A 15,167-nucleotide genomic window follows, 5' to 3' on the forward strand; every position below is an offset into this window, starting at 1 on the left:
AGGTCGTGAAGCTCTTTCATCATATGAATTAATGTGCAACAGCGTTGTTAAGCATAATCCAGATCGAACCAATCACGATAGTCATCATGATCAGCAAACCGAAGATAAGAGCCATAACATTCCAGCGTGGTTTCTCTGTTTCACGAATATGCATGAAGAAGAAGAGTTGAACCACAAACTGCAGTGCCGCTGTGCCAAGAACAACAATGAGTGTTCCTGTTCTTTCCATCATATCATTGAGAACCACCACAAGTGGAATGATTGTCAGAACGACGGACAGGATGAAGCCGATGACATAAGACTTCAGTGAACCATGTTGCTCATGACCGTGGGAATCATGTGAGTTGTGCTCTGACATCTACATCACCCCCATGAGATAGACGATCGACAGGAGGAAAATCCATACGACGTCCAAGAAGTGCCAGTACAAGCTGATTACGTTGATTTTACCGCGAGTAACATCGGTAATACCACGTTTTTTCAATTGTAACATAAGTCCAATCATCCAGATCAGACCGAGCGATACGTGAAGTCCGTGAGTTCCCACAAGGGTGAAGAATGCGCCAGAAGCAGCACTCGTTGTAAAGCTAAACCCTTCGTGAATCAACTCAATAAACTCATATACTTCCAGTGCGATAAAGCTTGCACCCAGAACAGCTGTAACGGCCAGCCAACTGATTAATTGTTTTACTTTGCCTTGATTCATCGCCAATACGGCTAGTCCGCTCGTGAATGAACTTGTGAGCAAGATAAATGTTTCGGCAATAACACCAGGCATTTTGATCAATTCAGACAAAATTGGTCCGCCCGCCGTATTGTCACGCAACACAATGAAGGTTGCGAACAATACGGAGAACAGGATAACGTCGGAAATCAGGAAGAACCAGAATCCGAGAATTTTCATTTCCTGTGGATCATGATGTCCATGGTCGTGACCATGTGCATGATTCTCACCGTGCTTAGCGGCTGCTTGAGCCATCTATACCGACCCCCTTAACGACGCTTCGGTACGCTTAATTTCGTCGACCGGAATATAGTAATCCGTATCGTATGAGAATGAACGCGCGATCATGCAGATCCCTACGCCAGCGAGTCCGAGGATTGCCATCCACAACCATCCGAAGACAAAGCCGAAACCGGCGATGAACCAGAAGACGGACATGATAAATGGAATTGCGGAGTTCTTAGGCATATGAATCGGCTCAAGCGGCTGTTCTGGTGGATAGATGCCTTTGGCACGACGTTCTTTCTCTTCCCACCACTCATCAATATCATCTCCGCGCGGTGTAATGGCGAAGTTGTACTCAGGAGCTGGTGAAGGAATCGACCACTCGAGTGTACGACCATCCCATGGATCGCCGGATGCTTTGAGCGTTTTGTATTTGCGAATACCGTCTGCAATTTGTGCAACCTGGAACAGGAATCCGACACCCATCAGGAATGCCCCGATTGTGGATACAAAGTTCAGTTCCCACCAGCCGGTATCCCAGCCGTAGGTGCTCAGACGACGTGTCATACCCATCAAACCGACAGCGTACTGCGGCATGAAGCAGACATAGAAACCAATATTCCAAGTCCAGAAAGCCCATTTGCCCAGTTTCTCTTCAAGTTGGAAACCGAACATTTTTGGCCACCAGTAGTACAGACCCGCGAAGTATCCGAATACGACACCACCGATCAATACTTGGTGGAAGTGGGCAATCAGGAAGTAACTGTTGTGGAACTGGAAGTCAGCAGGTGCAACGGACAACATTACACCCGTCATTCCACCTACAATAAAACATGGAATAAAAGCTGCAGTCCAGAGCATTGGTGTATCAAACCTGATGCGTCCACGGAACATTGTAAATAACCAGTTAAAGATCTTAACCCCTGTCGGAATCGCGATTAACATCGTTGTAATAGCGAAGAATGCATTAACGTCCGCTCCCGAACCCATCGTGAAGAAGTGATGCGCCCATGTGAAGAAGGACAAGAAGCTAATGATCAACATCGCGAATACCATCGATTTGTAACCAAACAATTTTTTCTTCGAGAACGTACTTACAATCTCGGAGAATATACCAAATGCTGGTACAACAACAATATATACCTCAGGGTGACCCCACATCCAGATCAAGTTGATATACATCATCGGGTTACCGCCCAAATCAAGCGTGAAGAAATGCGCACCGGCAAATCGATCCAGGAAGAGCAACGCAAGTGTTACCGTCAGGATTGGGAATGCAAACAAGATCATGATACAAGTGGAGAACACCGACCATGTGAACATCGGCATTTTCATCCATTTCATGCCTGGCGCACGCATTTTAATGATGGTAACCAGGAAGTTGATACCGGTGGCCAGGGAACCGATACCTGAGATCTGTATACCCCATATATAGAAGTTCTGTCCTACCCCCGGACTGTGTGACAGCTCCGATAAAGGCGGATAACTCAGCCATCCCGCATCCGGTGAACCACCGATAACGAAGGACAGGTTAAACAGCATTGCGCCCAAGAAGAACAGCCAGAAGCTGAGTGCATTCAGGAACGGGAACGCAACGTCTCTTGCTCCGATCTGTAGTGGTACGATAACGTTAAATAGACCAAACATAAATGGCATCGCCATGAACAGGATCATGATCGTGCCGTGAGTTGTGAAGACCTGATTATAGTGTTCAGGATTTAGAAATTCATTGTTAGGCATAGCCAGCTGAAGGCGCATCATTAGCGCATCCACACCACCACGGAACAACATGATAATGGAAGCGATGATATACATGATACCGATCTTTTTGTGATCGACAGTCGTTAACCAGTTACGCCAGAGCCAGCCCCATTTTTTGAAATAAGTTAGCACCGCTACAATAGTAATCATGGTGATTCCGATAGCTACCATCGCACCATAAATGAGCGGATCACCGGTTACGAAAAACTCCGATGCAAACTCTTTAAGTCCCTCTAACATTGGGGGCCTCCTTTCGAATCTTTAGTTAGCACTCTTGTCCTCGTCTTGATTGGACGTATCAGTTGCATTTTGAATGGCTCCAGAAACTTCGTTTGAAGTTCCATGTTTGCTATGAGCACTTTGACCATCTACAACATACTTGGTTACGATATTTTGGAACAATCCTTCTGGGAAGGCAGAATAATAAGCAACATTGCTTTTTCCTGGTTCAGCCAGTGCATTGTAACCTTCTGTGGTCAATTCCTGAGAATTCTGTTTCACATCAGCTACCCATTTGTCAAAATCTTCGTCCGATGTAGCATTCACATCAAAACGCATTTCTCCAAAATGTTCACCTGTGAAGTTAGCACCGGAACCCCAGTACTTACCTTCATGATCTGCCTGCAGGTACAAGGTCATCGCCATACCCGACATCGTATAAATTTGTCCTCCAAGTTGTGGAATCCAGAACGAGTTCATTGGTGAATCCGCAGTGAGTTCAAATTTCACGGGCCGATCTGCCGGAATATTCAACGTGTTGACCGTTGCAATCCCTTGCTCAGGATACATAAACAGCCATTTCCAATCCAGTGAAGACACTTGAATGGTAATCGGTGCTTTCTCAGAAGCCAGTGGCTTCGAAGGCTCCAGATCATAAGTGTAGCGCACAGTAATAATAGCTATTATCCCTACAATAATAATAGGTACAGTCCACCAAATAGCTTCGGCTTTAGTACTATGAGCCCAGTTCGGCTCATAAGCTGCTTTGCTATCCGGTTTATCACGGTAGCGCCACATGATGACAAAGGATAAAATCAGCACTGGCACGATAATCAAAGCACATAACGCTGTCGTTATCACAATCAGATCTCTCTGCGAGGTCCCAACAGGGCCCTTCGGATCCATAACAACGTACTGCCCGCCTGCCAGCATTGGCCAGACAATCAATGCAATTGTAACCAACGTCAGGACAACCGGAATAATAATCCGGGTTAGCGACCTAGGTTTCTTGTTCATCTTGATCCCCTCTCCTTAAATTCGCTCATACTGAAAAATCAGTATACTACTCTCTTCCTACTAAAGATATCAGAAATGAACAACTTTTTTGTTCTTGTTAACAAATTTGTCGATTTTACACCTTAAATGTGTGAATTTTTTCTCACAAATCGCTTGCATGGTTGATATTTACTTATTTTCATCTTTACACATCAAGTCACAAAATAAAACCCTTTGCAATTCCGTTGAACAGTGTCAACGAATCCGCAAAGGGCTTTATTGACTGGATTCCGGGTACTTATCCAGTCTTATTATGAACGAATACACGCAGGATTATAATCAATCGGCGCCTTCGTCTTCCCGGCGTGTATGAACAAGGCCAATCGCTTTGGCAATAACGTAAATAAACACACTACCTACAAGGAATCCAATACCGACCATCAAGCCAAGATTACGATCGTTAAATTCATTCAGATTAATCAGACACATGATCACTCCCGTAATGAGTGCGACCCATGCCAGGACTGTCATCGTCAAGACGGCGCGCCGCATATTTTTGTCTTTGCGCTCCAATTGGCTAACCATTGCTGTCTTCGATGCCATAGTAAACACTTCCTTTTCCCTTTTTGTAAGTGCTTTCCTTATATCAATATACCACATCAGTATGATTTTTAGTCAACAAATGTTCGAATTTTCTTCGCAATTTGGACACTTTATTTTAAATTTACCTGTTGACAAATAATTATTACTTTCTCCCTTACTTCTTATAACCCAAAAACAGTCTCTTCATAACAGTAAAACACACTTGACCTTATGAAACCTTTATGAACTACTCATTTTCATCTGTGGAAAACCAAAAAAAGACGGGCATTGGAATACTCCAAAGCTACCGTCTTTCTCATTTTTTAATTCCCTTAAACCCTGCCATTGTGTCTATTGGGGATTATGTTCGTTCCGTGTCTCCAACCAGTTATTCTTGATGACATTCTGATACCAGTAGTAGCTCTCCTTCGGCGTTCTCACCAGTGAACGATAATCCATATGAACGAGACCGAAGCGCATACGGTAGCCTTCTGCCCATTCGAAATTATCCATCAGTGACCACGCCATGTATCCTTTAAGGTTAATGCCATCGTTAATGATGCGGTGAATTTGAGCCAAATGCTGTTCATAATAGGCAATCCGGCGATCATCATTAATTTTGCCATTCTCCAGATCATCATTGATGCAGGCACCATTCTCCGTGATGTATACATCCACATTGCCATACTTTTGCAAGTAATGCATGAATTCATACAAACCACGGGATTCCACCGGCCAGCCGATATCCGTCTTGGTCAAGCCCATATCGACTTCTTCCGATTGAAGAGCACCTGCATCTGGATTGAAGCGATTGATCCCCATGGTGTAGTAGTTAATGCCCAGCAGGTCGATCGGTTGTGAGATGATCTCCATGTCACCTTCTTGAATAGGCACGGTAGCACCCGCTTCTGCAAACCAATCCACCATAAACTGCGGATATGAACCTTTGTAGATCGGATCAAGGAACCAATCGGTATTGAGCGCAATTGATCGGTCACACGCAGCCTGATCTTCAGGAGATTTGCTGTACGGCTCAGCCCAGCATACGTTCGGAGCAATACCGATCTGTCCGGTTGTCCCCAAGCGACGGAAGGATTGTACGGCTTTACCGTGAGCAACCAGCAGTCCATGAGCAACATTAATTGATGTTTGCAGGTCTTTTTTTCCTGGCGCATGGATACCAAGAAGGTTCGACAGGAACGCGATACACCATGGTTCGTTGAATGTCAGCCAAAAGTTGATTTTGCCTGAGAATTCTTTGAAAATGACTTCGGCATATTTCACAAAAGCATCTACAGTTCTGCGGTTCCCCCAACCCCCGTTATCCTCCAGCGTTTGTGGAAGATCCCAGTGATACAGTGTGAGAAACGGCTCGATGCCAGCCTCCAGCAATGCATCCACGAAGCGGTGGTAGAAGTCCAGACCTTCTTGATTGATCTCACCATCTCCGTCAGGAATAATACGCGGCCAAGCAATGGAGAATCGGTACGTATTAATTCCGAGTTTCTTCATCAATTCGATATCTTCCTCATACCGGTGGTAACTGTCACACGCGACATCACCATTGTCTCCGTTATATACTTTGCCGGGCGTACGTGCAAACGTATCCCAGATGGATACCCCACGTCCACCCTCCTGAGCCGCTCCTTCTATTTGATAGGAAGCTGTGGCTGTCCCCCAGCGAAAATCTTGCGGAAATTTAAAAATAGTCATGGTTTTACTCCTCCGTCTCATGATGACACGCGGATCGTCTGTCCTGCGGTCATGGTTAAAATAACTACATAATCTCCCTGAGGCGTAAGCTCTGACTTGGCTTGTTCGTGCCCTTCCACTCGTAGCGGATAAGCACTGCGAATGGTCAGCGAGTCATTTCGGTCTGCCTGAATGATTGCTGACGCGAGCTTGTTGTCCGCCCACGTTATGCCCACCGTGTAACCACCTCTTGCACGAAGCCCTTCAACATGGCCTTGAGACCATAGGTCAGGCAATGCCGGCAGTAAATGTAACTCGTTCAAGTGGCTCTGCAATAACATCTCGGCCATTCCAGCCGTACCTCCAAAGTTTCCATCGATCTGGAACGGTGGATGGTCGTCAAACAGATTCGGATGCGTGGATCGGGCCAGCAATGTGCGTACAAACTGATGTGCCTGGTTCTTATCCAGCAGTCGTGCATACAGATTGATCAACCATGCGCAGCTCCATCCTGTATGCCCACCACCTTGTGAGATACGACGTTCAAGCGACACCCGTGCTGCTTCCACAAGTTCCGGTGTATGCACGCGATTAATCTGCTCCCCCGGATACAGTCCATACAGATGGGAAACGTGACGATGTCCTGGTTCAGATTCAGCAAAGTCCTTAAACCACTCCAGCAATTGTCCTTCGCTTCCAATACGGAATGGATAGAGTTTGTCCAGAGCCTCCCCCCACTCGCTCACCAATGACTCATCTAGATTCAATTGCTTCGCAGCCTCAATACAGCGGCTGAACAATTCACGAATTAACGTCATATCCATCGTTGAAGCCATGGATATACTGCGCGCCTCTCCGTCTTCTGTTAGGAACTTGTTCTCTGGTGAAGTGGATGGAATCGTGACCAGATAACCGTCAGGTCCTTCCACTAGCCAGTCGAGACAGAACAAGGCAGCCTCTTTCATAATGGGATACGCACGTTCCTCAAGAAAACGCTGATCCCCGGTAAATTGGTAATGCTCCCATAGATGAGAGGTCAGCCACACGCCGCCCATCGGCCAGAATGCCCAGCTCGCGTCTCCGCCAGTAGGCGTGGTGGTTCTCCAGATATCCACGTTATGATGCGCAGTCCATCCACGGGCTCCGTAGAGAATCCGCGCTGTTCTGCGCCCTGTATCACTGAGATCTGTCAGCATATCAAACAGCGGCTCATGACATTCACTGAGATTGCAGACTTCTGCCGGCCAGTAATTCATCTCGGTGTTGATGTTGATTGTGTAGTCACTGTGCCACGGCGGCTCCACCTGGTGGTTCCAGATTCCCTGCAGATTGGCAGGCTGACTTCCAGGACGTGAACTAGCCATTAACAGATATCTTCCATATTGAAAATAAAGTGCCTCAAGCCCGGAGTCTTGTTCACCTACTTGATAGGCTTGTAATCTCTCATCTGTAGGTAAATTTGCGTTAGCCGATACACCTAGATCAATAGAGACTCTGTCAAACAACGCGCTATGATCTTGAACATGTCGGTCACGAAGCGCTTCCACGCCATGTGTGATCGCTTTGGAGATCAACTCCTTGCATTCCTCTTCCAATACAAGATGATCCTTCACAGGCAACACATCATAACTTTCAAAAGACGTAGCTGCTGCAAGATAGAAAACAACCTGATCAGCACCCTGAATATGTAGCTTGCCTTCCAGTTTGGAGATCTTCACCTGCTCGCCTGATGCCGTAGCTGCTACACGGACAGCATATGCCGTTCCCCGATCTTCCTCATAGATAACGGATTCCGGGTGATCTCTGAAGTAATTGGATTCCACATGACTGGGGCACCGACTAAACATGGTGAGTGCATCTCCCGAAGTCTGAACCTGATAAGGGTGTGGACTGTCTAGAGAAACACTTACGTTCACAGCGCCCTTCCGGTCAGCAGTCAATATGCAGACCATCACATCATCCACAGCACTGGAATACACTTCACGCACATATCGAGTTCCTTCCCATGAATAAGCCGTGGTTGCAATACCTGATTTCAGATCAAGCTCGCGCTCAAATGCATCATACGAAAGATCATCCAGACCTTCATGATGCAATAGAAAGTGACCCATCGGCTGGTAGGCCTCTACATCACGACCGAGCATTTCACGGTTTAACAAATCCTCAGCTTCACCATACTGTCCGGACATGATCAACTCACGCGTCTGTTTCAAATACCGTTGGCTGCTGTATTGAATCGTATCCCGTGGAAATCCTGACCATAGCGTATCTTCATTGAGCTGAATTCGTTCATCTGCTACGCCACCGTACACCATGCCTCCAAGACGGCCGTTCCCGATGGGGAGCGCTTCTTCCCAGCGTTTTGCCGGTTGTCGATACCATAAACGATTGATTTTGGTTTGATTATTATGTTGGGACATGATTAGCTCCTGTTCCTAAATAAACTGTAAAACTCTCGTTAGCATAAAACGTTTTCGGTAAGTGCTTACAATAAGAAAATTATATGTGATTTCAAAATTTGCGTCAATGTAAATCATCATATCATCCACAAAAAAAGGCCCTTTACAGGGCCTCTCCTTGTGCAACCATGGATTGCAGACAATTCATATTATTTTACGTCTTTTCCTGTCCACAGAGAGACACGTTCCTTAACCCAAACAGTAAATTGTTTCTCCATTTCAACCGCACCAGCTTTGTCCAATTCAGCTAGGAAAGCATCATATGTTTTATCAAAATTCTCAGGGGTAGTAAGAACAGCTTCTGGAATCCGTTTACGAACTATATCTTCGGTTTTCTTAAATGTTACCTCGTAATCTGAATCTGAAGGTACTGGCATGTTATATGCTGCACCCCAGTCTTTGACTGGAAGATCTTCTTCAGATGGATATAACTCTTTCCATGTTGTGATGCCATAGGCTTTCAGCGTTTCTTTCTCGGCAGCTGTGTAACCAGCTATAATCTGTTCAGGAAAGTTCGTTGTGAAGTAGTTATCCGTAGAATCTTTTACACCATCACCATATCTAGCACTAAATACGTTATACATGCCGATTCCCGTTTCCTTACTGAAATTCGAGTTATCATTCGTTTTACGATCCTGAACTTCATCTGGGATAACCCGTTGACCATTTTCTACGTTGTAGTGTTCACCTTCAATACCCCAATTTCTCAAAATCTGACCTTCATCGGAAGCGAGCCAATCCATGAATTTAATTATACGTACAGGATCTTTGGCTGAAGTAGTGATTCCGATACCATAGCCATCAAATCCCGCTGGTTGGAACGTATGGTCCACAATATCCTTGTTTAAAGATACGGAGAAGTGAGCATACGTGCTGTCATCCTTGCCTGCCGATTTAAGTGCATTCTCGGCTTCTTGATAGTTCCATTCTTGATCGATTAGGCCTAGAACACGGCCACTAGCAATTTTGGATTTATATTGGTCATCCTTCTGGACGAATGTATCTTTGTCCAGTAGTCCTTCATTATACATTTTGTTCAACCACCGGAAATATTCTTTTTCCTCTGGACGTTTATAGTGAAGCATCGCTTCGTATGTTTCAGGATTAATGTAATATTCTCCATCATCTGGTGCACCCGTTGCTTGGAAGGCCGGGTTCGTTACCGTAATCATGATTTTCCAATCATCCGCATTCAAAGTCAGTGGAATCGTTGGCTGACCATCAATCGTTGGATGTTTTTCATAATAGGCTTTCAGCACATTCTCATAATCTTCAAGTGTCTTCACCTCAGGGTATCCGAGCTCTTTCAATACCTTTTGTTGAATTTCGAAACCACCTGTAGCATCGAACGTGACATTATCGACACCCATATTAGTCGGAATGGTATATATTGCTTGATCCTCCAGACTGTATTTCAAACGGTTCATTTGTTCTCCATAGATTTTTTTCAAATTGGGAGCATGCTCCTCAATCAAATCGGTGAGGTCCAGCATCGCGCCTGCATCCACAAGTTTAGATAAGTTACCTTTAGGGTAAATTATATCAGGATAATCACCGCTTGCAGCCATAAGTGCTACCTTCTGGTCGCCGCCATTGTTTACATCATACTCAGCTTCAATTGTAACGCCTGTTTGCTCCGTGATCTTTTTACCAACTGCATCTTGCATCTTGTTCCAAGTCGGACTAGCATCCGCCCCGAAGAACGTAACTGTAATTGGTTCGTTTCCGCTGGACTCTGTAGTCTCTTTGGTTCCCGAATTCCCACAGCCAGCTGTTACCAACATCGCACTTGCTAGCATCAACATCGCAAACGTCTTGGGTGTATTACCTTTCATTTTGCCTCTCATTGTCTAGTTCCCCCTATAATTTATGAAGGTTTTATCTGTATAACAAGCCTTAAGGCCTGAGGATACCACTTTCATTGAATGCGCTTTCGATTCAATCCATTCTGACCTTTTGTAAAACTAGCTAACAAGCATAAAACGTTTTCGTAATGATTATATAACAATTACTGAAAGTGCTTACATGAAGATTATATGCTATCCGTCACCCTACGTCAACAACAAAAAAAGCCCTTTCTTAAGGGCTTTTTTTGTTGTGAAAATCAATAGCTTTTATGCCTTGTTTTCAAATTTATTTCACGTCTGTTCCAGTCCAGAGGGATACTCGCTCTTTAATCCATGTGGTATACTGTTTTTCCATCTCTACTGCACCTGCTTTATCGAGTTCAGTCAGAAGACTATCATACACGCTGTCAAAGTTCTCAGGCTTGGCAAGGATAGCTTCCGGGATCCGTTTACGTACGATATCCTGTGTTTTCTTAGACGTCACTTCATATTCTGTATCCGAAGGTACTGGCATATTATATGCTGCGCCCCAATCTTTTACTGGCAGATCCTCTTCAGATGGATAAAATTCCTTCCAAGTGGTGATGCCATATGCTTTCAACGTCTCTTTTTCGGCAGGGGTATAACCAGCTTGAATTTGCTCAGGAAAGTTAGTTGTGTAGTAGTTATCTGTGGAATCTTTCACGCCGTCGCCATATCTTGCACTAAAAACACTATACATACCGATTCCTGTTTCTTTCGTAAAGGCAGAGTTGTCATTCACTTTGCGCTCCTGAATATCATCCGGAACAATACGTTTTCCATTTTCAACTTTATAATGCTGACCTTCAAGGCCCCAGTTTCTCAGAATCTGACCTTCATCGGAAGCAAGCCAATCCATGAATTTAATGATACGTACCGGGTCTTTCGCGGATGTAGTAATGCCGATGCCATAACCGTCAAAACCCGTTGGTTGAAACGTGTGATCCACAATATCCTCGTTCAAGGACACAGAGAAGTGAGCGTACGTATGCTCACCATTGTTAACTGATTTCAACGCATTTTCAGCTTCACCATAGTTCCATTCCTGGTCGATCAAACCGAGTACACGACCACTGGCGATTTTGGACTTATATTGGTCATCCTTTTGAACAAATGTATCTTTGTCAAGCAGACCTTCATTGTACATTTTGTTCAACCAGCGGAAGTATTCCTTCTCCTCCGGACGTTTGTAGTGTAGTATTGCTTCATATGTTTGAGGATTAATATAGTACTCACCATCATCTGGTCCACCCGTTGCCTGAAAGGCCGGGTTCGTTACGGTGATCATGATTTTCCAATCATCTGCATTTAATGTCAGTGGAATTGTTGGTTTACCGTCAATGGTTGGATGTTTTTCATAATAAGTTCTCAGTACGTTCTCATAATCCTCTAGTGTTTTCACTTCAGGATAACCAAGCTCTTTTAACACCTTTTGCTGAATTTCAAATCCGCCAGTTGCATCAAAAGCAACGTTATCTACGCCCATATTTGTTGGAATCGTATAGATCGCTTGGTCTTCTAAGCTATATTTCAAACGGTTCATCTGGTCACCATAAATCTTCTTTAGGTTCGGAGCATGCTCATTAATTAGGTCCGTCAGGTCAAGCATTGCGCCTGCATCTACCAGCTTCGACAAGTTTGCTTTAGGATAGACAATATCAGGGTAATCACCACTTGCAGCCATTAGAGGAATCTTCTGATCGCCACCATTATTCACATCATACTCAGCCTCAATTGTAACTCCAGTTGCCTTGGTAATCTCTTGACCGACAGCATCCTTCATGTTATTCCAGTTAGGACTTGCATCAGCACCAAAGAATGTAAAGGTTACTGGACTGGTTGTATCCCCGGAATCGGTTGGCTTTTCTGAAGCGGTAGTCCCCCCTCCACTGCATCCCCCGGTAATTGCAAGTGCACTGGCTAACAGAAGCATTGCGAATGTTTTTGGTGTTTTGCCCTTCATGTGTAATCCCCCTTATGGATATAATGAAGCTGTATATTTGTATAACAGGCTGACCTGCACATACCGTGTCCAGATGAAGATAATGTAATTTTCTTGTTCCTCTAACATTTAAAGCGCTTTCTACAAAGCAGTGAATGGATCTCCACACACCTTAATTCACTCGTCACCCTCTGGAATTCCCCTAGAATAAATAAGGGAGATGTATGTTGTTTTTCTCTGATGTACGAGCTAATGTAAGTGCTTTCATAATTGAATAATAATCGCTCCTACACCCCTTGTCAATAGTGAATATATAAAATATAAAACGTTTTTTAGAAAACGTTTTAGGCAAAAAAGAACCCGGTTCTCCGGGTTCTTTCTCGGTTTAATTCAGTTCAATCAATAACTTATTTAGCTTCTTCGCAGCTCCACAATTGAACACCGTTTTGGACAAGCTCAGTGTATTGTTCACTTCATCAATCATGCCGTCATAGATGATCGAGCTGTTCAGGAGTACTCAGAATGGCCTCTGGGATACGTTTCCGGATGATATCCTGTGTTTTCTTGAAGATAACATTGTAGTTAGAGTCACCTGGTGTTGGCAGATTGCATGCTGATTGTGAACTCGTCTTCACTCGGGAACACATCTTTCCACGTAGTAGCACAGTAAGCTTTGAGTGTTTCTTTCTCTGCATCGGAATATCCTCAACCCTGGTCAATGACATCAAGAACACGCTCACTCGCAATTTTGGATTTGTATTGGTCTGTTTTTTGGATGAAGCTGTCCTGATCCAGCAATCCAGTGTTATACATATGGTTCAACCAGCGGAAGTACTCTTTTTCCTCTGGACGTTGGTAATGCAGACTTGCTTCATACGTCTCTGGATCGATGTAGTATTCACCGTCATCCGGGGCACCTGTTGCCTGGAAAGCAGGATTCGTTACCGTAATCATGATTCTCCAATCATCCGCGTCCAGTGTTAACGGGATTGTTGGCTGACCATCAATCGTTGGGTGTACGCCTTCAAGACATTCTCGTAATCCTGAAGTGTTCGCACTTCCGGGTATCCGAGTTCTTTCAGTACACGGTGCTGAATCCCAAATCCACCACCTGCATCAAAGTATTTCTGGTCTACCGCATAATACGTCGGCAGCACATAAATAGCCTGATCCTCATTACTGTATTTCAACCGGTCCATGTAATTACCATACAGCTTCTTCAGATTGGGAGCATATTTGTCGATCAGATCCTTCAGACCGAGCATTGCTCCGACATCCACCAGTATGCTAAGCTTTCCTTTGGGTGAGACGATATCCGGATAGTCTCCGCTCGCAGCCATTAAGGATATTTTATCCTCACTACTAACGGCAAAATTCACCGTTAAGGGTTATCCCTTTTTTTTACTGTAAGGACTTTACCAACTCATCCTTCATGCCATTTCAGTGCGGACTGGGATCAACACTGAAGATATCAAAAGTAAGTGGAGTTTTCTATACGCTTGTATCCTTGAACGACGTATCACCGCCGTTCCCTCCACCGCAACCTGCGAGTAAATACATGCAAACACTGGTGCCAGTGCAATCTTCAATTTGGAACTTGCTATAATGGTAATCTCCCTGTTTCATATGTCTGTTTGTCCGGGACTTTTTTATCCCTGTCTATAAGCTCATGAATACCACACCGCAGCCCTATACGGTGAAGCGCAGACCAAATGGCTGCGCTTCGGGTATCCTGATACTTCATTTGTAAATGTACGACCGCTATGTGGCTGCCTGTACAAGCTCGCTTATGCTTTTACTGCGCCTAGTGTCATACCGCCAACAAAATACTTCTGAAGGAACGGATATACAATCAGGATTGGAACCGTTACGACGATCGTAATTGCCATCTTAATTGATTCCGGTGAAATCTGTGTCATTTGCTGTGCCATGTCATTGGCATTCCGTCCAGCACCAGAACCTTGCTGTGTACTCTGCAGTACTTTCATCAGCTCGTACTGAAGTGTCGTGAGATGTGCTTTTGAGCCATTGTAAAGATAAGTATCAAGCCATGCATTCCATTGGCCTACCGCCAGGAACAAAGCGATGGTTGCGAGCACTGGTTTACAAAGTGGTAGGATTATTTTGTAATAGATTGTAAAGTCGTTCGCTCCGTCCAATTTCGCCGATTCCTGCAAGGCATACGGCAGACCATCAATGAATGAACGGATGATGAATACGTTAAAAGCACTGATCATGCCTGGCAATACATATACCCAGAATGTACCGATCAGGTTGAGGTCACGCATCAAGAGGTACACCGGAATCAGACCACCGGAGAAATACATCGTGAGTGCGAGCGTTGTAGAAACGAACTTTCTTAGACCAAAATCAGGTCTGCTCAGTGTAAATGCGATCATTGAGGAACTGATCAATCCGAGCACGGTACCTACAATCGTACGCAGAATGGAAATTTGCAAACCTTGCAGTAACCCTTCATATTGAAAAATCGTTTTATAATTCTGTAACGTGAACTCACGGGGCCATAGGTATATTCCACCGCGTACCGTATCAGCTGAGTTATTTAAAGAGATCGCAAGTACGTTAAGGAATGGATAAAGCGTTACGATCAGCACCAAGGTCATCGCAAGGATATTGAATATATCGAACACTTTATCGCCCCGAGTAGCATTAAATGCTTTGTTCGCCATAGTGACTCC

At 44.6% G+C, this 15,167-nt stretch carries 10 protein-coding genes and 1 pseudogene; all 11 read right to left on the reverse strand.

Features of this window, described 5'->3' with window-relative positions:
* Positions 1–28 precede the first annotated feature (28 nt).
* On the reverse strand, positions 29–358 hold the full coding sequence (cyoD, locus tag M1D71_RS25180) for a cytochrome o ubiquinol oxidase subunit IV (protein WP_036606914.1): 330 nt from the start codon (positions 356–358) through the stop codon (positions 29–31).
* On the reverse strand, positions 359–979 hold the full coding sequence (gene cyoC, locus M1D71_RS25185) for a cytochrome o ubiquinol oxidase subunit III (protein WP_036606911.1): 621 nt from the start codon (positions 977–979) through the stop codon (positions 359–361).
* Positions 980–2,950, reverse strand: a complete 1,971-nt coding sequence (locus tag M1D71_RS25190) for a cbb3-type cytochrome c oxidase subunit I (RefSeq protein ID WP_458124140.1) — start codon at positions 2,948–2,950, stop codon at positions 980–982. It lies immediately after the preceding gene.
* Between the two features lie 21 nt (positions 2,951–2,971).
* The gene (cyoA, locus tag M1D71_RS25195; protein ID WP_458124141.1) at positions 2,972–3,946 is read right to left on the reverse strand and encodes a ubiquinol oxidase subunit II; all 975 of its coding nucleotides are present in this window, start codon (positions 3,944–3,946) and stop codon (positions 2,972–2,974) included.
* 318 nt (positions 3,947–4,264) lie between these two features.
* Positions 4,265–4,528, reverse strand: coding sequence for a hypothetical protein (locus tag M1D71_RS25200; RefSeq protein WP_036606904.1), 264 nt, complete (start codon positions 4,526–4,528; stop codon positions 4,265–4,267).
* Positions 4,529–4,858: 330 nt separating this feature from the next.
* Positions 4,859–6,220 (reverse strand): GH1 family beta-glucosidase, encoded by a 1,362-nt coding sequence (locus M1D71_RS25205; protein ID WP_458124142.1) that lies wholly within the window; start codon positions 6,218–6,220, stop codon positions 4,859–4,861.
* A gap of 17 nt (positions 6,221–6,237) precedes the next feature.
* Positions 6,238–8,619, reverse strand: coding sequence for a glycoside hydrolase family 95 protein (locus M1D71_RS25210; RefSeq protein ID WP_458124143.1), 2,382 nt, complete (start codon positions 8,617–8,619; stop codon positions 6,238–6,240).
* Positions 8,620–8,807: 188 nt separating this feature from the next.
* Positions 8,808–10,505 (reverse strand): ABC transporter substrate-binding protein, encoded by a 1,698-nt coding sequence (locus M1D71_RS25215; RefSeq protein WP_458124144.1) that lies wholly within the window; start codon positions 10,503–10,505, stop codon positions 8,808–8,810.
* 286 nt (positions 10,506–10,791) lie between these two features.
* A complete protein-coding gene (locus tag M1D71_RS25220; RefSeq protein WP_458124145.1) occupies positions 10,792–12,489 on the reverse strand; it encodes an ABC transporter substrate-binding protein in 1,698 nt (565 codons plus the stop codon).
* Between the two features lie 386 nt (positions 12,490–12,875).
* A pseudogene (locus M1D71_RS25225) lies at positions 12,876–14,094 on the reverse strand (hypothetical protein).
* A 161-nt stretch (positions 14,095–14,255) separates the two neighbouring features.
* Positions 14,256–15,158, reverse strand: a complete 903-nt coding sequence (locus M1D71_RS25230) for a carbohydrate ABC transporter permease (RefSeq protein ID WP_289390399.1) — start codon at positions 15,156–15,158, stop codon at positions 14,256–14,258.
* Positions 15,159–15,167 lie beyond the last annotated feature (9 nt).

Source organism: Paenibacillus sp. Z3-2 (assembly GCF_054161325.1).